We start from the raw sequence: 19833 nt of genomic DNA on the forward strand, positions 1-19833 counted from the left end.
GAGCGGTGTCGCCTGCTTCGCGGGCACGCCCGCTCCCACAAGGTTTCACGCAAGGCTTGAAAGCTGCGCAACCCCTTGTAGGAGCGGGTTCACCCGCGAAGCAGGCGACACGGCCCTGGAGCCCTGTATCTCAAGTCGCCCCCCTCGCTGCCGTTATACTGGCAACGACGGACGGTCGGCATTATTACACGCGCCGCCGCGCTGCCAAGAGGGCGGGTTCGACAGGTTGTATACAATCATGACTGAAATCAATAGTCTCGGCGCACAAACCGCAATCAGCCCCCAGGCCATCAAGGCGGGCATGACCGGCGAACTGCTGCGCCTGACACAACCGCAACCCGGCTTGATGGCCCCCGGCGAGACCGCCCAGGCCGAAGTCATGTCGTTGCGCCAGGTGGGCCAGGATTTTCAGCTGGTGCTGCGGCTGATGCAGGCCAACGGCACCCAGACCCAGCTGCAAGCCAGCGCCAGCCAGCCCCTGCCCCAGGGCAGCCAGGTCACGGTCAGCCAGACCGAAAGCAACCGCCTGGCGATCATGCTGCAGCAGGCCAGCGCCAGCCAGGTCGCCACCCTCACCCGCCTGGACACCAGCAAAGTGCCGGTCGGCACCCTGCTGCAGGGCAAGGTCCTGACCAACCAGGCGCTGGCCCAGGCGCCCGGCCAGCCAGCCGTCTACCGGGCGCTGGTCAGCCTGCTCAACAGCGCCCAGGCCGGCGCTACCCTGAGCGTGGACAGCCCGCGCCCGCTGGCCGTTGGCAGCCTGCTCAGCGCGCTGGTGCAGGGCGACCAGTCGCTGCGTTTCGTACCGCTCAGCGGCCGCCAGGACCAGCTCAGCATTGCCCAGCAGCTGCTGACCCAACAAAACCGCCAGGCTTCGCTGCCCGGCCTGCTCAATGCCCTGCAACAGGTGGCCCGCGACCCGGGCGCCGATGGCGAATTGCGAGCCAGCGCCGAACGCCTGCTGGCGAGCCTGCCAGAAGCCCGGCAACTGGGTGATGCCAAGGCAGTGGCGCAGGCCCTGAACAACAGCGGTGCCTTTCTCGAAGCCAAACTGCTGGGCGGTTTCCCGGCCAGCGTCGCCACCGACCTCAAGGCCCACTTGCTGCGGCTGATCACCATCACGCCGGCAAGCGTACCCGGGGCGCCCAACCTGGCGCCCGCCAGCCTGGCCGTTACCATGCCGGTCCTGGCCCGCAGCGCGCTGGGCATGCTCGAACGGGTCAGCCCCAAGCCGCAGCCGGGCGCATTCCCGCTGCCGTCGCGCCTGCTCAAGGCCATGGAGGACGAAGGCGACCTGCAACAATTGCTACGCCTGGCCGCCGCTGCCGTATCGCGCCTGCAAAGCCATGCCATGAGCAGCCTGCAACAAACCGGTACCCTGGAAAACGGCAACCTGCAGACCACCTGGCAAACCGAAGTGCCGATCCGTCACGGCCAGGAGTTCATCCCGTTGCAGGTCAAGCTGCAGCGCGAGGAAACGCCACAACAGCAGGCCGACCGCCAGCAGGAGTCAGCCGACCCGCTGCAAGCCCTGTGGCGTATCGAGCTGGCTTTCGACCTCTCGCCCCTTGGCCCGGTGCAGGTCCAGGCACAACTGAGCCAAGGCCGCCTGGGTGGCCAGCTTTGGGCGGAACGCGAGGCGACAGCCCGGCTGATCGACAGCCAGCTCGGCAGCTTGCGCGAACGCCTGTTGGCGCGGGGCCTGGATGTGGGTGATCTGGAATGCCATCCTGGTATCCCACCACAAGGCCCGCGTACGCGGGTAGAACAACGTTGGGTGGATGAGAACGCATGACGCACCAACCTGCACGCCAGGCGATTGCCCTGTTCTACGACGGGCAGCAAGCTCCGACCCTCACCGCCAAGGGTGACGATGCGCTGGCCGAGGCCATCCTGGCATTGGCCCGGGAACACGAGGTGCCGATCTACGAAAATGCCGAGCTGGTGCGTCTGCTGGCGCGCCTGGAGCTGGGGGACCAGATACCGGAGGCGCTGTATCTGACCATCGCCGAAATCATCGCCTTTGCCTGGCACCTGCGGGGCAAGGTGCCCGCGGGCTTCGATGACGAACCTGCCGCCCCAGGGCCTGTGCCACCGCTCCTGGGAAGGCTGCTGCCAGAAGGCGAAGGCACCTGACCACCTGGTATTCATGCAAATTGCCTTTTTGCGCCATATTGGTAACGTGCCGCTCAAGGTCAGGCGCTTGGCGATGTAAGGAATACTGTAATGCGTACCATCTGGTTCTTGCTGCTTCCGGGCACCCACATCCTTGATCTCGGCGGCCCGTTACAAATCATGGCGAGCCTTGAAGAACTCCAGCTGGCTCCGGTCAACGTACGTTGCATAGCCGCCAGACAACAAGTCAGCAGTTTTCAGGGCGTGACACTGAGTGGCCTGCACCAGTTGCCTGACCGGCTGGCACCGCAGGACTTGCTGTTCGTGGTGGGCAACAAGCTCTCTGCGACACCCGCCGATACCGCGATATTGACCGCCACAGCCCGGTGGCTGGCGCAGGTGGTCAGGCAAACGCCGGATATACAACTGTGCTCCATATGCACCGGTGCGTTTCTGCTGGGCGAAGCTGGCTTGCTGGATGGCCGGCAATGCACCACGCACCATCGTTACGTCGACTTGCTGCGAACGCGCTACCCAGCAGCCAAGGTGCTGGAGAACCGCCTGTTCGTCGAGGATGATGGCGTGTTCACCTCGGCAGGCGTGTCCAGCGGAACCGACCTGGCGCTGCACATCGTCAGCCTGCAATTTGGCAAGGTAGTAGCCAACCAGGTGGCGCAGGAACTGGTCATCTACCGTCGCCGCGCCGGCGAAGATGTGCAACTGCGCGCGGCAGACCTGGCGCGCAACCACATCCACCCGTTGGTGCATGCAGCCCAGGACTACATGGATGCACACCTGGGTACCAACTTCAGCTTCGAACAACTGGCCAGCCAGTTCAATGTGAGCTACCGGCACCTGGCGCGGCTGTTCCGCGATAATACCGGCCAAACGCTGCAGAACTACCTGCGCGCCCAACGCATCGACCTGGCCCGTGAGCTTTTGCGCGGCAGCCATCTCAACGTGGAACAGATCGCCGAGCGTTGCGGCTACGGCAGCAGCCATGCCTTTCGCCTGGCATGGCGCCAGGAAATGCCGCAGCCGCCACTGCAGTTTCGCCATGCTCTGGCTAACGAGGGCGCCTAGATCTTTGTGCTGCTACCGCTCGCTTATCGCAGTCGGGGCGAAGCTTTCGGTGAAGAACTCCACCACGGCCCGGCGCGAAGCGTCGCGCGCTGCCGGGTCAGGTGCCGAACGCCCCACGCCTCCCTGGCCACGGTGCAGGAACGGGTCCTGATACTCCTGTGCAGCCTCCAACCCATTGAAGCCGTGCTCTGCGCCGGGGTACACCAGCACCTGCGCCCGCGCCTGGTCTTCGCTGGGCAGGTTTGAAATCAACGACGAACAGGCACGCGGGTCATCGTCGTACTGGTCGTTTTCGCCCACCAGCACCAGCAAGCGCGCCGGGGCCAGATGCTTGAAGGTATAACCTGGCACACGGTTGTAACCCCAACACACGGGGTAGAACGCGGCCATCGAGATGGGACGAACACCTGAGGCTTTCTCCAGTTCGTCATTGATGGGAGCAGAGGCGGCGAGCATGGCCTGTACGCCACCCCAGGAAAACCCGAGCACGCCCACGCGTTTGTCATCGACACCGGGTTGCTTGGCCAGGTAAGCCAGGGCGCCTGCCAGGTCCGGCAGGGTATCGTGCACACGTGGTGGCCGCCCTTGTGCACCGCCCGCAAGCCTGCGCGCGCCCCACATATCCAACTCCAGCGTAGCGATGCCGCGGGCATTGAGGTCGCCGCCATGCAACGGGCCGCGCGAATCCATGCCCGCCGAGCCATGCAGGATGATCACCGCCGGTACCGGGCCCGCACCGTTGGCCGGCAGCGACAATACAGCCGGAACCCGAATTGGTATCGCCTTGCCGGCGGATGGCAGGGGCTGACTATAGAAAGAAACCAATCGTTTGCTGACAGTGGCAACGGTGCCGCTATCGGTGGCGGCGACCTCAGCCCGGGCCGTTGCGAACGGAAGCGCACAGCCCAGCACCAAGCTGATGGCCATTACTTTGAACATCTGGTTACCCCTGAACGTCATGAGCGGGTGTTGAACCTTCACCCGTTATCGAAAATTGGCGGCGCCTGGCATCAGCCGCACATCGTCATTACTGCCAGGCCATCGACATGCCATTGGGTGAATGCCAACGGGTCGAGCATCGCCATGCCTGTCATCACGCAACTCGCCAGCACAAAAGCCACGGCATAAAAACGCACTTCCTTCGCGCAGGCCGTGCCATATACCGCGATCAATGCAAGGATCTGCACCCCCACGGCGAACACGCCGATGCCGAATCCTGAAGCGAGCAGTTCAGCCATTGAACACCGCGTTCCAGGGACGGCCGGCCGTCGCTGCCATGGACCTTTGCGAGGACACGGCCCGGAAGGCCTGTTGCAGGTCGGCCTTGATATCGTCAACACGCTCCAGGCCGACACACAACCTGATCAAACCATCCGTGATACCCGCCTGTTGGCGTGCCTGTGCGTCCAACCGCCCGTGTGTGGTTGTGGCCGGATGCGTGACCATGCTGCGGGTGTCGCCGATGTTGGTACAGCGCGCCACACAACGCAGTTCGTCAATCCATTGCCAGGCTGCGGCCTGGCCCCCGACGATCTCGAAAGCCAATAGCCCGCCATGGCCGTCCTGCTGGCGGCATGCCAATGCATGCTGGGGGTGGTGTTCAAGGCCGGTGTAATGGACTGCAGTCACCAGGTCCTGATCCATAAGCCAGCGTGCCAGCTCAAAGGCGCTCTCCTGCGCCCGCATCATTCTGACTTCGAGGGTTTCCAGGCTTTTGAGCAGCAGCCAGGCGTTGAACGGGCTGCAAGAAATGCCCAAGGTACGCAGAACACCCCGCAACACCTGCAGGAGGCTTTGCGAACCGGTCACGACGCCCGCCAATGCACGCCCCTGGCCATCCATGTACTTGCCAGCGGAGTGGATGACCAGGTCCGCTCCCAGTGTGTGTGGCCGCTGAAAAACAGGGGTCAGCAAGGTGTTGTCCACCACCAGCAATGCCCCTTTTTCATGTGCCAGCATGCTTATGGCGCGGATATCACCGATTTTCAGCAGCGGGTTGGATGGCGACTCCAACACCACCAGGCGGGTCCTGCCGTCAATTGCTGACTTCCACTGCGCCAGGTCTGTCAAATCGACGAATCGGGCCTCGATCCCGAAGCGGGCCATGTAGTAGCTGAAGGCATTGACCGTAGTGCCGAACACGTCCCGGCTGCAGACGATGTTGTCGCCTTGCTGGAGAAAGGCGTGACAAAGCGCGGTGAAAGCGCCCATACCAGAAGCGAACGCCACTGCGCTTTCAGCGCGTTCGAGCGCTGCCACACGGCTTTCAAACGCTTGGACGGTCGGGTTGGTGAACCGGCTGTATACATTGCCTTGCTGCTGGCCGCTGAAGCGCTCGCATGCCTCTTTGGCTGAAGCGAAGGTATAGGCGGACGTCATGGCCAACGGCTCACAGAACACATCGGACAGGTCGCTGGCCCGGTGAGCATGCAACGCCCTGGTTGCATTGAAATCAGTTGCGTTGAAATCATCCAGGCCAATCACGGTCGATTGCATGGTTATGCGCCTCCTTGTTTGCATTGAACAATGCGCAATTGATCGGTGGACTATTCAGGTTCGGCGAGTTGAGTGGCCAGGGTTTCGCTTGAAGGGCGAACCGCTACCAGCCACAAGGACGCCAGGGCAGCCACCGCCGTGGCCGTGGCCAGGCCGGCCAAGGTCAGCTGGTAGCTTTGATGCCGGTCGAAATCCAGTGCGCCCAGCTGCGTGGCTACCAAAGCGCCAAGTTGGTGTACCAGGAACAGCATCCCAAACACCTTGCCTTTGATTTCGGCGCCATACAGCGCGAAGCAGAAGGCAGACGTGAGCACCACCGTTCCGAGGTAACTGGCGCCAAACAGCACAGCGAACACGTACGTTCCGAGGGGCCCGGGCGTGGTCAGCAGCACGATGACCGCAGCGGTTCGCAGCAGGTAGAACATCATCAGCAGCAGGCCCTTGTTGTAGCGGGTGGCCAACCAACCCGCCAGCAGGCCGCTGACCAGTTCCAGCACACCCAGCAGGCTCAGGCCGCTGGCCTGCACCGAACTGGGCAGCGCCTCACCCTGCCAGAACGACACCAGATGAACATCGATGAACGCCATGGTGGCACCACAACTGGCGAAACTGAGCGCCAGCACGAAGAAGCGCGGGTCACGCAGCAGAAACATCGCCGGATGCCTGACCTTTGCCGCCTGCGGGTCGGGCTTCAGCGGCACGGTGCGGGATACCCAATACAGCGCCAGGCTCAAAGGCACCAGGAAGATCAGGCCAACCCAAGAGAACACCGACTGCCAGGGCACGCTCTGCTGCAGCATGATCCACAACGGCGACAGCACGATGAAGCCGATGGACGTGCCGTTGGTGACGAATGCGAAAGCGAAGGCCTTGAACCGTTCGGCGACCAGGCGATCGACCAGAATACCCATGGGTACATAGGTCATCGCCGCAAGGGCAAAGGCTCCAAGCAGGCCATACACCAGGGTGAACACCAGCAGGTGCGTGCCGGCGAAGGTCACGCCCAGCAGCACCACCCCGCCGCTGAGACTGCCAAGGGCCACCGTGCTCAAGGGGCCAACCCGGTCGCTCAGCCACCCCACCACGGGCGACACCAGGCCAATGGTCAGGACGAACAGCGATCCTGCGGTGGCCAAGGCTGCGCGCCCCTCGCCAAAGTGCGAGGCCAGGTCGACGAAGTAGACTTGGTACAACCCTTTCAATGCGCTGGACAGAAACATCACCACGAAGCCGACTACCAGCACCGAGACGATCAAGGTAGAGCTGAATTTCTGTTTCATGGCCAATCCTTATCGTGTGGGCATTACACCGCCTCGGCTTGCGGAGCTCGGCAATAGGCCTGGTACATGTTTTCGTACATTGCGTAGAACAGCCGGCATGTGTGGTCTACCGCCTGCAACGCCTCTTCCTGCATCTGCGCGGTGGTGCACAACTGCGAGACAAGGTCCAAGCCTTCATTGACGTGGCCCACGTCTTCCTTCTGGTGCACCGAGAAGAACAGCAGGTCCTGTTCGGTCAGGCCATAGGCTCGCCCCAGCAACACGTGCCGTGCATCTCCAGCGACGGTCTCGAGGTTCTGCCCCTCGCTGGCGATCATCACTGCTGCTGCACCAATGTGATAACGCGCCGGGTCCCGTACCGCCTGCAGGCGGAAATCGATCAACTCCCGGGTGGCTGGCAGCGGTTGCTCGGCATCACGCTCGGCATCGGTGATACCCAGCGCCCGCAGGAAGTTCTGCATGAGCACGACATGGTTATCGGTGCGCGAAAGCCGGCCGGTTTCTTCTTCGAAGCAATTGGTGATCAATGCCCGCTTGTGGGCGGGCAGCGGGCAATGAAAGAACAAGTGCTCGACATAAGTCAGGAAATACTTGGTGAGCTGGTAGCCTTGCAGCGCGACCTTGCGCAGCAGCAGCCGGTTGCCCTCGGGCGCAAGCAATTCCTCGAATATCGGGTGGGACAAGGTCAGATGGTGGTGCAGTTTCTGCTCCAACTGATCGCGAAAATCTGCAGTAGATAAGGCCATTGGGGCGTTCCTTGGGTGAATGAGCAGTTGCCGTTGACGGGGATGACCGCAGGCGGGGTCAATGAAGGGCAATTCAGTGCAGGTTGAGTCGCAGCGCAAGGCTTTCCACGGTCTGGGCCATGTAATGGCCGCGATGCTTCACGCCATCGACCCGCGCGTAGTCGTCAAGCACGCCGTAGGTCTGAAACCCGAAGGATTGCCATAACCGGTGTGCACGAGTGCCCTCGCGCACATCCAGGGTCAACAGCTCGATACCTTGGGCCTGGGACAAGCGCACGACTTCGCAGAAAGCCCGTGCCACCAGGCCGGACCCGCGATAGGCCGGATGCACCACGCCCTTGCTAAGGTCGGCAATATGCCGGCAGTTCGGCATGCTGCTGCGCGAAAGGATGACCAGGCATGCCGGCCCTGCCATTGCCTGGCCGAGCAGGACGTGGGTATCGCCGCCACGGATGCGCTCTTGCAGCGAGGCCGTGAATTCGACGCTCTGCCCGGCAGACATCTCGTGCTCGTAACCCAGAACACCGCCATCGCCAACCGTGCTGTTGATGAGTTGCATGATGGCTGGCGCGGTATGGCTGTCAGCCTGGCGCAACCACTGCAACTGTGGTTCGCCGGGGGCCAACTGCTTTGAAGAGAGGGTGTTCATTGCGTAAATCCCTTGTGCGTACAGGCAGGGATTTAAACGTTTAAGTAAGACCCCGGGTAAGAAGGGAACCGGACAGGAAGCGGAAGGATAGTGACATACATGCAAAATGCCATCAGCGACCGTGGCCAGGTGCGATGAGAACGGTCAGGTCCTGTACCGAAATATCTACCACCGTTTTCCCGCGCCCCTGTTTCAACCTTGCCGACCTCATCTCAGCGCAAGGTATACCCCCCATGCATTCGACCCGCATCAACGTGATGGGCACGCATTACGTTATAGACCACCTTGGCCATGTACCCCGCCCCGATCGTGAGGCCAACCGCGCCATCCGCCAATGGCTTGCGCAGCAAGGCCATGACCTGGACCCGGACCAGCTCGACGTCGTTACCCTCCACTACTGTTCGGATGGCGCAGGTGGCCAGCTGGCCGCGATCAGCCAGCGCACCAGCCTGACCCAGGCACTGCTGGGCAACTGGCAGGGCGAGTCGGCCAGTGACGTGTTCGGCAAGCTGCTGCAAGCACCATGGGCCGGTGCGTTACCCGCAGGTCCGATACGGTTGGTGGACACCCTCCCGGCCCCCGCCTTCAATCACTACGGGGCACCCTTCGAGGTATTCAACGGACTGTTCCGGCGCACTACCGCGCAACGCTACGACGCTTCCACCCATTTGCCGGTAAGCGCCGAAGCCTTCCAGCAGTTCATCAACAACCTGGACTTCCAGCAGCCTTTCAAGGCGGCGCTGGATGTCTACTGGCGTGACCATCTGCACAGTCACAGGCTGGCGCTGAAGCTCAACTTCATCGCAGCCTGCAACAGACAGGTCAGCGAGGGCAGCCTCAGCGAACCTGCACGGCAACTGGTCTGGCAAGCGGCCGGGCTGATGCCACGGCGCAACAGGCTGCGACGCAGCACGTTGAGCATCTACGGCTATGCAGCGACCGACCTGCTGTACCTGAACGACCCCGCCACCGACCTGACGGTGCTGTACGTACCTGGCAACAGCTCACCGTTGCTGACGTTCAGCAGCGAACGAGAATTGAAGGCCTGGGTCGGTGAACAATGCAAAGACCCGACCAGGCGCCAGGCCCTGAAACAGCACTTTCGCCTGGCAGATTGTCCGCAAGGCCTCGACTTCAGCGGCCTGGACACTGCCATGGAGGGGCTGGGCGCCTACCCTGAACGGCACCTGCTGCCGCCCGAACACGGCTATTTCAACGACGACGGCACCTGGCCGCCGCAGACCTATGTCAATTATCGACCAGCCAAGTACAACCCCAAAATCAAGGGCGACCTGTTCCAGGCACTGGCCGAGCGCCAGCGTCAGCGCAGCTACGACGATGCCGCGTTTCTGATCACGGCTGACAGCGAAGTCATCAAGGCCAGGTGGCGTGGCTACCTGGCCACAACGCTCAATCTGCTGGCGCCACTGTGCCTGGTAGTACCCGGCCTGGGGCCGCTGCTGGCCGTCGGCGGTATCGCCCAGCTTGGCCTGGGGCTCGACCAGGCAATCAACGACAAGTCACTGCAGCAGCGTCAGGAAGGCATCGGCAACATCACCTGGGGCCTGTTCAACGCCTTGCCCCTGGCGGCAGGCGCTGCCGCAAGGGCCCAGGCGTTGTTCGAATTCAAGGTCGAAGGTTTCGCGCCGCCGACGCGGCTGAATGAACAGATCGGCTACCCCCTGAGCCCGCTCTCGCCACCGCGCTTCCCGGAGCCCGAGGGCGCAAGCTACTTCCATATCACCGACCCGATAGAGCCACTGGAGGACGCTGACCAGGCAGTTGCCGACGCCGTCATTCGTACACCCCAGTACGATGGTGAGCCAGACACCCTGGCAGCGAACATCGATGGCTACAACGCCAAGGTGATCTACGACATGGAGCGGGACGTATTCATTCGGGCCGAAGACCTGAACCAGGTCGACCCTGTCGGCTTCGTGGCGGTACCCGGCAGCCGGAACCTGCGCCCCGCACCACAAGGGCGCGTGGTTACCCATGCGATGCGCAGTCGTACCCTGCGGGCGCTGGGCGTGGACCTGCCATTGCCGCTACAGGTGCCGGCCAGAGCGCCAGGCAGTTGGCCAATACCCAAGCACATCTCCTGCCTGTGGGTCGGTGACCAGATCATCGGCCCGGAGCTGCTGGCCAACTTGGGCCAGAACGCAGCGCGGTTGCAAGGTAGCGAATACAGCATGCGGTTGTTCCTTTCCAGCACTGCCCGGCAGGCCTATGCCGAAAACCTGGAGCTGCTGGCCAGTCATGCCCCGGGTTTGCAGGTGCTGCCCTTGGAAGAGCAGGCCTTCTTCAGGGCTTTCCGCCAAAGCAGGTACTACGCGCAGTACGACGCTGCCCTGGATGGCAACGGCGGCGTTGCCCGCAACTATGCATCGGCATGCGATGTGCTGCGCTACCCGATGCTGCACCACGAAGGTGGCCTGTACATGGATGTCGATGACACCTTGCTCGCGCCAGGCGAATACTCATTGATCATCGACGGCCAACCGGTAGGTGCCGCCGGTGAACCCATCGATCAGGTCGATTTGAGCACGGACGCCAATGGGCTGCTGCTGGTACCGCCCATGTCCAATGAAAAGATGAGCATGAACAGCCTCTACAACTCCAGCCTTATCGGCAGCCACCCCGGCAACCCCACCCTGGAGGCCATTTCCGAAGAGATGTACGCACGCTACCAGCTCAATCGCGACTTCTACGACAGCAAGCCCAGCCTGGCTGAAGACCCGGGGAATTTCTATGAGTATGCCAGCCGCCTGAGCTACCTCACCGGCCCTGCCCTGCTCAGCGACGTGGTCGATCGGCAACTGCCGAGCCTGCGCATCCTGCGCCAGCTCACCAATCTTTATGGGATGCCGCGCATCAATGCCTACCGGTTCGTCGATCTGCCACGCATGCGCGATTCGGTGCGTACACTCCTGCCCCTGAACCGCTTCGCCACTGTCGGTGGCAACCATTCCTGGAGCCGAACATGAACCCGCGCCAACCTGTGGTCGGCGCAGCCGGCCAAGACTACGTCAAGGCAATGCTGGGTTCCGTGCCTCGCCCTGACCGCAGTGCCAGTGCAGCCATCCGCGAATGGGCCAGCCAGCAGCGGCTGGACGTGGAACCCGACAACACGCTTGCAGTGACCTTGCATTGCAAATTTGTTCCCAAGCGGGGCTGGCTGGCCAAGATCGTCCAACAAATGAGCCTGACCGAAGCGCTGCTTGGCAACTGGCAGCAAAGCGGCTACTCCAAGGTTGCCGAGCAAACCGCGCAGCTGCTGCTAAGAGGCGGGACGGCCACCGTCGACCTGCTAGGTGTACTGCCAGAGCTTTCCCTGCCACACGGTCGAGCGCCCTGGGCCCAGGCCTTCAGCAATGGCCAGGTGACGATCGTCGATGAATTGCCAGGAAGTGGCCTGGACCACGACATCGATGTGCACACCGAATTCCATGGCCTTTTCCGCCAGACCGCACCCATGCGCTACGACGCCAGCACTTATGTGCAGTTCGACGCCACGACCTTCCAGTCCTTCATCTGGCAACTCGACTTCCAGGGCGTATTCAAACGCCAGCTCGATGACTTCTGGGCCCATGCCGCCAGCCAGTACAGCGTCAGCGCGTGCATCGCATTCCTCGCTGCCTGCAACAGGCAGGCATTGCGGGGCAACCTCAGTGAACAGGGGCGCAGCCTGGCGTGGCGGGCGGCAGGCGTGGAACGCTGGCACCACGGCGCCAACCTCAGTGACAACGGGGTAGAGGCCAGGCTGCTGAACATCAATGGCTACCCATCGAGCGACATCCTCTGCCTGAGCGATATGCGCAGCCGCCTGACCTTGCTGTACATACCGGGCAATGCGGCGCCGTTGCATGAGTTCGCCAACCCAGGCGCCATGCGTGCGTGGCTTGCCAGGCAGTGCCGCGACGCCGACAAACGGGCAGCCCTGCTTGCCCACTTCAGGGCCTGCGATATTCCGGACAGGATTGGCCGCTCGGGGTTGCGTCGGGTACTTCAGGGCATGGCCGATTTCCCGCCCCGCCAGATCATCCTGCCTGCAACCAGCGTGTATCGCCTGGCCAGGGTTTGGAACCCGCACACCCTGATCAACTACAAGGCAGACACCTCCAGCCCACGCATCGAATACAACCTGTTCGAGGCATTGACGGTGGCACAACGTCAACGCAGCCAATCCGACGCCGACTTCCTGATCACGCGCGACAGTGAAGTGACCAAGGCCGCATGGCGCAGCTATTTCTACCTGACCATGAACCTGGCCACACCGTTTCTGCTGGTGGTTCCCGGACTGCTACCCCTGGCTGCCGTGGCCGGGGTGGCCCAATTTACAGTAGGCCTGGACCAGGCGCTGCACGGCAAGGATGTGAACCAACAGCTCGAAGGCGCGGAGCAGGCCGTGTTCGGCCTGCTGAACGCAGCCCCGGGGCTGGCGCGCGGGGTCAAGGCGAGCAAGGCGCTGTTCGGCCAACGCCCCATTGGCTTCATCAAACCGGTGAGGCTCAATGGCCGCATAGGCTACCCGCTGAGCCCGGTCTCGCCGCCACGCTGGCCCGGGCCTGCGATGACACCCTATTTCCAGGACTTGGCAGTAGCGGGTGACCAAGTAGCCACCACCTTGCCCGGCGCAGACTCACACGTTGCCCGCTGCGTAACGCGGCGCAAGGCATTCGGCACAGGTGACGAACTGATCGGCGATGCGGGGAATGGCCCACACCCGCTGTACTACGACGCCCGACAGGACAGTTTCGTGCTCAAGTACCCCAACGGCACACGCGGCGCCCAGCACTATGTGGCCAGCGCCGATCCGCTGCAGCCCTCGATCAGCCGACTGCTGCCCGATACGGACCCGTTGCGGGAAATCAGCCCGGCATCGCGCTCGCGCACGCTGCGGGCACTGGGTATCGATCTGCAGCTGCCCATCGACCTCGATGCGCTGGGGACTGCACCAGGCATACCCGTCCCCAGGCAGGTATTTCACATCTGGCTGGGTGACAGGACGATCGCCGGTGATTACCTGGCCGCGCTCGACAACAACGTGCAGGCACTGCGCAACAGCGATTTCACGCTCAAACTCTACCTCTCCAACGCCAACCCTCAGGCATTCGAACGTAACATGACCCTGCTGCAGCCCCGCATCGACAGGGGATTGAAGGTTGCAGTACTGGAGCAGCAGACTTTCTATCATCAATTCGCGGCAAGTGAATACTTCGACCAGTACCAGGCTGCGCTGGAAGGAAATGGCGGTGTGGCCAGCAACTTCTCCTCGGCCTCCGATATTTTGCGCTACCGCATCCTGCATAGCGAAGGCGGCATCTACCTGGATATTGACGACCATCTGCTGGTCGAGCCGGACGCAACCGGGCAGCTGCGGGCAAAGATCGACAGCGTACCGCTCACCACGCCCCTCGACGGGCTGCTGTTGAGGAGCCCGGTGTGCAATGCGCAATTGGGCATGTATACCAGCTACAACACCAGCATGATTGGCAGCCGTGCTGGCAATCCGGTGCTGAACGCCATTTCCGACGAGATCCTGGGCCGTTACCTCACCCCGGAGGGCCAGGCGTTCTACGAGGCTCCCAAACCGCCGCGGCAGCATGCGGCGGCATTCCAGGCCTATACCGAAAGGCTCAACACGCTGACCGGGCCCGCGGTGCTCAACCATGTAATCGACCAACGTCTACCTGAGCTCTACACCTTCAGGCAGGTGGCGGACCTGGCAAACATGCACACCCTGAACTACGACGCGCTGCTGGATGAAGCAGCACAACGGCGTGCAGAGCTGCGGTTGCTACCCCTGGAAGAGGTCGCAATGGCAGGGAACGCTCAGGGTTACTGACGGCCGGTCGGGCTTGCGCGGCCGCTGTGCCTGGGGCCGCACAAGACTCATGGCAATCAGTTGCCGCGATGCAGCTTGCTCATCAGTTCTGCCTCGGCCTGGGTCAGGCCGCAGCTTTCGGTCAGCTCGGCCACGCTGGCGCCCATGCCCACCAGCTTGGCCGCTTGGGTGAAGGTGACGTTGTGCGGGTCGCGCTGCTCCAGTTGCTGGATCTTGTCGGGCAGCGGCGCAACCGCCACGCGCAAGTCATGCAGCGCCTCGCCCATGCGCACGGTACCGTTCTGGTAATCGTCCAGGCGCTTGGCCAGGTCCTTGATGCGCTGGTCACGCAGCGCGTCACCCGCTGCCTGCTGCGCAGCCAGCTCGCGCTGGCGCTTGCTGTAGTTGAGGAAAAACCACAGGCTCAGCGCCCAGACCAGCGCCAGGAAGATGACAGCAACCTCTAGGATCAACTCAGATGTTCTCCAGCTCGGACCACTCTTCCTCGGTCATCATCTTGTCCAGTTCGACCAGGATCAGCAGTTCGCCGTTCTTGTTGCACACGCCCTGGATGAACTTGGCCGACTCTTCGTTACCCACGTTCGGTGCAGTCTCGATCTCGGACTGGCGCAGGTAGACCACCTCGGCCACGCTGTCGACCAGGATACCGACCACTTGCTTGTCGGCCTCGATGATGACGATACGGGTGTTGTCGGTGACTTCAGTCGGCATAAGGCCAAAGCGCTGGCGAGTGTCGATCACGGTCACCACGTTGCCGCGCAGGTTGATGATGCCCAGCACGTAGCTTGGTGCACCCGGCACCGGGGCGATCTCGGTGTAGCGCAACACTTCCTGCACCTGCATCACGTTGATGCCGTAGGACTCATTGTCCAGACGGAAGGTAACCCATTGCAGGATCGGATCTTCGGAACCTTGTGCAGACGACTTTTTCATTCCCCTACCCTCAAAATCCGCCACAGGCGGTGTGTTCGGTGTCATTTCTGTTTGGCGTGCATCTGCTTGACCGCACCACTGGCGATCAGCTCGGCCAGTGCAGCGACGTCGAGCAGCGCACACATGTGTTCAATAACCGTGCCGGCCAGCCACGGGCGCTGGCCACGCTGGCTGCGCCACTTGATCTCGGACGGGTCCAGGCGCAGCGAGCGGCTGACCTGGTGTACGGCCAGCCCCCATTCGTAGCCCTGCACGGAAATCACGTACTGCAGGCCCTGGCGAAAATCATCGCGGTAGCGATCGGGCATCACCCAGCGCGCGGTGTCCAACACCTTCAGGTTGCCGGCCTGGCAGGTCAGGATGCCGAGAAACCAATCCGGCTGGCCGAATAGTGGTGTCAGTTCCTGGCCGGCCAGGGTGTAGATCGAGCCCAGGCACACCAGCGGCACCGCCAGGGTCAGGCCCGCCACGTCGAACAGCAGGCATTCGAACGGCTCGGCGGCCCAGGCCGGGCGGCCATCGACCGTGGCCGGGGGCACGGGTACCTGCGGCGCCGGCAGGTGTACGTCCACCAGCGGCACTGCCGGCTCCACGGTCTGCTCCTCGACCAGCACCGGGATGCTGGCCTCGGCCACCACCGCCCGCTCGACCACCGTCACTACCGGTGCCTCCACCGGCATCACCTGTGGCAGCACCGCCAGCCTGGGCTCGGCGAACGGCCGTGGTGCGGGGCTGACGGTTGCTTCGGCTGACGCCGGCCTGGCTTGCTGCAAGGCATCACGCACCTGCTCTTCGCGCACCGCTTCGGCGAACTCGTCCGCCGCCGCTGGCGCCTCGAACAGGTCTTCGGCTTCGGTGGCGTCCTGCAGCAGGCCGTCGAGGTACGACTGCAGGGCCATCTGTGGCCGGGTACTGGTTTGCCGGGTCTGGGTCATCAGGCCACCTGCGCCGCAGTCTTGTAGGTCAGCAGGTGCTTGAGCAGCGCCCTGTAGGCAACCAGCCCGCGGCTCTTGCTGTCGAATTGCGAGGGCGTGACGCCCTTGCGGCTGGCATCGCGCAGGCGCGTATCCACCGGGATGTAGCCCTGCCACACATGCTGGCCGTAGGTGTCACGCAGCAGCTTGAGCGTGGCCAGCGAGGCCTGGGTGCGGCGGTCGAACAAGGTCGGCACGATCTGGTACGGCAGCGCCTGCTTGCGCGAGCGGTTGACCATGGCCAGGGTCCCGACCATGCGCTCCAGGCCCTTTACCGCGAGAAATTCGGTTTGCACCGGAATCACCAGCTGCTGGCTGGCTGCCAGGGCATTGACCATCAGCACACCGAGCAAGGGTGGGCTGTCGATCAGGGCATAGTCGAAATCCTGCCACAGCTGCGCCAGACTCTTGGCGATCACCAGGCCCAGGCCGTTCTGCCCCGGTGACTGGCGCTCCAGCACCGCCAGCGCGGTACTCGACGGCAACAGCGAGATGCGTTCGTCACTGGTGGGCAGCAGCAGTTGCCCGGGCAGGCCCTCGGGCACCGCGCCCTTGTGCAGGAACAGGTCGTAGCAGCTGTGCTCCAGGGCATCGGGGTTGTGCCCGAAATAGCTGGTCATCGAGCCGTGCGGGTCGAGGTCGACGACGACCACACGCTTGCCGGCCTCGGCCAGCAGGCCGGCCAGGGCGATGGTAGTGGTGGTCTTGCCGACGCCACCTTTTTGATTGGCTACTGCCCAGACTCTCATCAAGCAAACTCTATCTATTGATTTGGCAGGGACACTGCTGGGGCAACTGTCTTGCTCAACATCGGAAAGCTGGCGCGATCCCTGTGGGAGCGGGTTTACCCGCGAACACCGGCGCAGCCGGTGCCATGCACCGTGTCACCTTCTTCGCGGGTGAACCCGCTCCCACAGAGGACCGCGCTACATTCAACTACTTGGCAGCGTCGGGGAATTGACGAATCACTGCCCCGCCACCGTTGCTGGCGTTGCCGGTGCACTTTGTGTGCCAGCCCGACGCAATGCAGCATCCGGCGTGGCATTGGCACTGCCCGAGCCAGTCAGGCTGCGGCGCACTTCGAGGTTGCGCGAAATCACCAGCACCACGCGGCGATTGCGCGCACGGCCTTCGGCAGTGTCGTTGCTGGCAACCGGCTGGTACTCGCCATAGCCGACCGAGGCCATGCGTGCCGGGTTGACCCCCTCCATGGCCAGCAGGCGCACGATGCTTGCCGCCCGAGCCGAAGACAGCTCCCAGTTGGTCGGGTACTGCGCAGTGCGGATTGGCAGGTTGTCGGTAAAGCCTTCGACGTGCACCGGGTTGGCGAACGGCTTGAGAATGCCGGCCACCTTCTCGATGATCGCAAATGCCTTGTCGCTGGGCATGGCATCGCCACTGCCGAACAGCAACGAGGAATTGAGCTCGATCTCGATCCACAGCTCATTGCCGCGCACAGTCATCTGGTCGCTTTTGATCAGGTCGCCAAAGGCATCGCGCACGTCATCGCTGATGGTTTTCAGTGGGTCGATACTGGTCGCCCCAAGGCCCGCATCGGTCTGCTCGCTGTCCTTCACCAACGGCTCGGCCGGGCGCACGCTCAGCGGCCGCTCTTCACCGATGGGGATCGGCTTCATGCTGCGCTCGGGGTCGTTGAACACCCCGAGCAAGGCCTGGGAAATGACCTTGTACTTGCCCTCGTTGATCGAGGAAATCGAGTACATCACCACGAAAAAGGCGAACAGCAGGGTAATGAAGTCGGCGTACGACACCAGCCAGCGTTCGTGGTTTTCGTGCTCCTCGGTATGACGACGGCGACGCATGGGTTACTCCATGAAGCCTTGCAGCTTCAGCTCGATCGAGCGCGGGTTCTCACCCTCGGCAATCGACAGCAGGCCCTCTAGCAGCATCTCGCGGTAGCGCGACTGGCGCATGACGATGGCCTTGAGCTTGTTGGCGACCGGCAGCAGCACCAGGTTGGCGCTGGCCACCCCGTAGATGGTCGCGACGAAGGCCACGGCAATGCCGTTGCCCAACTGCGACGGGTCGGCCAGGTTGCCCATCACGTGAATCAGGCCCATCACCGCACCGATGATGCCGATGGTCGGCGCGTAGCCGCCCATGCTCTCGAACACCTTGGCGGCCTGGATATCACGGCTTTCCTGGGTCAGGAAGTCGACTTCGAGGATGCTGCGGATGGCCTCCGGCTCGGCACCATCCACCAGCAGTTGCAGGCCCTTGCGCGCATAAGGGTCTGGCTCGCTGTCGGCCACCCCTTCCAGGCCCAGCAGGCCTTCCTTGCGCGCGGTCAGGCTCCAGTTGACGACGCGGTCTACCCCGCCCGCCAGGTCGACCCGTGGCGGAAACAGGATCCAGCGCAAAATCTGCAAGGCACGCTTGAACGACGACAGCGGCGACTGCAGCAAGGCCGCCGCCAGGGTGCCGCCCAGCACGATCAGTGCCGCCGGGCCATTGATCAGGGCACCGACATGGCCGCCTTCGAGGAAATTGCCACCGACGATGGCAACAAAGGCGAGGATCAGGCCGATCAGGCTGAGCACGTCCATCAGACGCACGCCTCCACCAGGTGCTTGCCGATTTCGTCCAGGCTGTACACCGCGTCGGCCAGGTTGGCCTTGACGATAGCCATGGGCATGCCATAGATCACGCAGCTGGCTTCATCCTGGGCCCACACCGTACTGCCGCCCTGCTTGAGCAGGCGCGCACCTTCACGGCCATCGGCGCCCATGCCGGTAAGCACCACCGACAGCACCTTGTCGCCATACGACTTGGCCGCCGAGCCGAAGGTGATGTCCACGCACGGCTTGTAGTTCAGGCGCTCGTCACCGGGCAGGATCTTCACCGTGCCACGGCCGTCGATCATCATCTGCTTGCCACCTGGGGCCAGCAGGGCCAGGCCCGGGCGCAGCATGTCGCCGTCTTCGGCTTCCTTGACGCTGATGCGGCACAGCTTGTCCAGGCGCTCGGCAAAGGCCTTGGTGAATGCCGCCGGCATGTGCTGGATCAGTACGATCGGCGCCGGGAAGTTGGCCGGCAGCTGGGTCAGCACCCGCTGCAGGGCGACCGGGCCGCCCGTGGAGGTACCGATGGCCACCAGTTTGTATGGCTTGCGCTTGGGTGCCGGCGAATGCGCTGGGGCCGCTGCACGGGCAGGCGCAGGCGTGCGCACCGCTGCCGGGCTGGCGAAACTGCTGGCAGCAGCGTGACCGCTGCCTGCCGGCGCGGGTACGGGTGCGGCAACCGGCGCATGGCTGGCGTAGCTGCCAAAACGGCGGTTGCTGCGGGAAATGGTATGCACCTTCTCGCACAGCAGTTGCTTGACCTTGTCGGGGTTGCGCGAGATGTCCTCGAAGTTCTTCGGCAGGTAATCCACCGCACCGGCATCCAGCGCATCGAGGGTGACACGGGCGCCTTCATGGGTCAGCGACGAGAACATCAACACCGGCGTCGGGCAGCGCTGCATGATGTGCCGCACCGCGGTGATGCCGTCCATCATGGGCATTTCGTAGTCCATGGTGATGACATCGGGCTTCAGCGCCAGCGCCTGGTCGATTGCTTCCTTGCCGTTGGTCGCGGTACCCACTACCTGGATCGTCGGATCCGCCGAGAGGATTTCCGAGACGCGGCGGCGGAAGAAACCGGAATCATCCACCACCAGGACCTTGACTGCCATAAACACTCCATTAGG

Annotated in this window: 18 protein-coding genes; 5 read left to right on the plus strand and 13 right to left on the minus strand. The window is 63.0% G+C overall.

Annotation, left to right across the window (positions count from 1 at the left end; genetic code table 11):
• Positions 1–238 precede the first annotated feature (238 nt).
• The 3 genes from fliK (at position 239) to GYA95_RS15295 (ending at position 3198) form a co-directional block, all read left to right on the plus strand.
• A complete protein-coding gene (gene fliK, locus GYA95_RS15285) occupies positions 239–1795 on the plus strand; it encodes a flagellar hook-length control protein FliK (protein ID WP_015271188.1) in 1557 nt (518 codons plus the stop codon).
• Positions 1792–2136 carry an EscU/YscU/HrcU family type III secretion system export apparatus switch protein gene (locus GYA95_RS15290; RefSeq protein ID WP_015271189.1) on the plus strand — a complete coding sequence of 115 codons (345 nt, stop codon included), beginning with the start codon at positions 1792–1794 and terminating at the stop codon, positions 2134–2136. Before fliK ends, GYA95_RS15290 begins: the two co-directional genes overlap by 4 nt.
• A 90-nt stretch (positions 2137–2226) precedes the next feature.
• The gene (locus GYA95_RS15295) at positions 2227–3198 is read left to right on the plus strand and encodes a GlxA family transcriptional regulator (protein ID WP_015271190.1); all 972 of its coding nucleotides are present in this window, start codon (positions 2227–2229) and stop codon (positions 3196–3198) included.
• Positions 3199–3210: 12 nt separating this feature from the next.
• Here GYA95_RS15295 and GYA95_RS15300 read toward each other — a convergent pair whose 3' ends face one another.
• The 6 genes from GYA95_RS15300 to GYA95_RS15325 form a co-directional block, all read right to left on the minus strand.
• A complete protein-coding gene (locus GYA95_RS15300; protein WP_015271191.1) occupies positions 3211–4137 on the minus strand; it encodes a dienelactone hydrolase family protein in 927 nt (308 codons plus the stop codon).
• A 71-nt stretch (positions 4138–4208) separates the two neighbouring features.
• Positions 4209–4436, minus strand: a complete 228-nt coding sequence (locus GYA95_RS15305) for a hypothetical protein (RefSeq protein WP_015271192.1) — start codon at positions 4434–4436, stop codon at positions 4209–4211.
• Positions 4429–5694 (minus strand): aminotransferase class I/II-fold pyridoxal phosphate-dependent enzyme, encoded by a 1266-nt coding sequence (locus GYA95_RS15310; RefSeq protein WP_015271193.1) that lies wholly within the window; start codon positions 5692–5694, stop codon positions 4429–4431. Before GYA95_RS15310 ends, GYA95_RS15305 begins: the two co-directional genes overlap by 8 nt.
• A gap of 50 nt (positions 5695–5744) precedes the next feature.
• A complete protein-coding gene (locus GYA95_RS15315) occupies positions 5745–6974 on the minus strand; it encodes an MFS transporter (RefSeq protein WP_015271194.1) in 1230 nt (409 codons plus the stop codon).
• A 23-nt stretch (positions 6975–6997) separates the two neighbouring features.
• Positions 6998–7720, minus strand: coding sequence for a TenA family transcriptional regulator (locus tag GYA95_RS15320; RefSeq protein WP_015271195.1), 723 nt, complete (start codon positions 7718–7720; stop codon positions 6998–7000).
• A gap of 73 nt (positions 7721–7793) precedes the next feature.
• Positions 7794–8369, minus strand: a complete 576-nt coding sequence (locus GYA95_RS15325; protein WP_015271196.1) for a GNAT family N-acetyltransferase — start codon at positions 8367–8369, stop codon at positions 7794–7796.
• 233 nt (positions 8370–8602) lie between these two features.
• Here GYA95_RS15325 and GYA95_RS15330 point away from each other — a divergent pair, with 233 nt between their 5' ends.
• Positions 8603–11356 (plus strand): dermonecrotic toxin domain-containing protein, encoded by a 2754-nt coding sequence (locus tag GYA95_RS15330; protein WP_015271197.1) that lies wholly within the window; start codon positions 8603–8605, stop codon positions 11354–11356.
• Positions 11353–14217, plus strand: a complete 2865-nt coding sequence (locus tag GYA95_RS15335; RefSeq protein WP_015271198.1) for a dermonecrotic toxin domain-containing protein — start codon at positions 11353–11355, stop codon at positions 14215–14217. The genes GYA95_RS15330 and GYA95_RS15335 overlap by 4 nt, the downstream gene beginning before the upstream one ends.
• 56 nt (positions 14218–14273) lie before the next feature.
• Here GYA95_RS15335 and GYA95_RS15340 read toward each other — a convergent pair whose 3' ends face one another.
• The 7 genes from GYA95_RS15340 to GYA95_RS15370 form a co-directional block, all read right to left on the minus strand.
• Complete coding sequence (locus GYA95_RS15340) at positions 14274–14669, minus strand: DUF2802 domain-containing protein (protein WP_015271199.1); 396 nt, start codon at positions 14667–14669, stop codon at positions 14274–14276.
• A gap of 1 nt (position 14670) precedes the next feature.
• A complete protein-coding gene (locus tag GYA95_RS15345; RefSeq protein ID WP_003254393.1) occupies positions 14671–15150 on the minus strand; it encodes a chemotaxis protein CheW in 480 nt (159 codons plus the stop codon).
• A gap of 41 nt (positions 15151–15191) precedes the next feature.
• On the minus strand, positions 15192–16085 hold the full coding sequence (locus tag GYA95_RS15350) for a CheW domain-containing protein (protein WP_015271200.1): 894 nt from the start codon (positions 16083–16085) through the stop codon (positions 15192–15194).
• Positions 16085–16873 (minus strand): ParA family protein, encoded by a 789-nt coding sequence (locus GYA95_RS15355; protein ID WP_013973578.1) that lies wholly within the window; start codon positions 16871–16873, stop codon positions 16085–16087. Before GYA95_RS15355 ends, GYA95_RS15350 begins: the two co-directional genes overlap by 1 nt.
• Positions 16874–17089: 216 nt before the next feature.
• Positions 17090–17947 (minus strand): flagellar motor protein MotD, encoded by an 858-nt coding sequence (gene motD / locus GYA95_RS15360; RefSeq protein ID WP_013973579.1) that lies wholly within the window; start codon positions 17945–17947, stop codon positions 17090–17092.
• 3 nt (positions 17948–17950) lie between these two features.
• Positions 17951–18691 carry a flagellar motor protein gene (locus GYA95_RS15365; RefSeq protein ID WP_015271201.1) on the minus strand — a complete coding sequence of 247 codons (741 nt, stop codon included), beginning with the start codon at positions 18689–18691 and terminating at the stop codon, positions 17951–17953.
• Positions 18691–19818 carry a protein-glutamate methylesterase/protein-glutamine glutaminase gene (locus tag GYA95_RS15370; protein ID WP_015271202.1) on the minus strand — a complete coding sequence of 376 codons (1128 nt, stop codon included), beginning with the start codon at positions 19816–19818 and terminating at the stop codon, positions 18691–18693. The genes GYA95_RS15365 and GYA95_RS15370 overlap by 1 nt, the downstream gene beginning before the upstream one ends.
• Between the last annotated feature and the right edge of the window lie 15 nt (positions 19819–19833).

This window comes from Pseudomonas asiatica, assembly GCF_009932335.1.
GTDB lineage: Bacteria > Pseudomonadota > Gammaproteobacteria > Pseudomonadales > Pseudomonadaceae > Aquipseudomonas > Aquipseudomonas asiatica.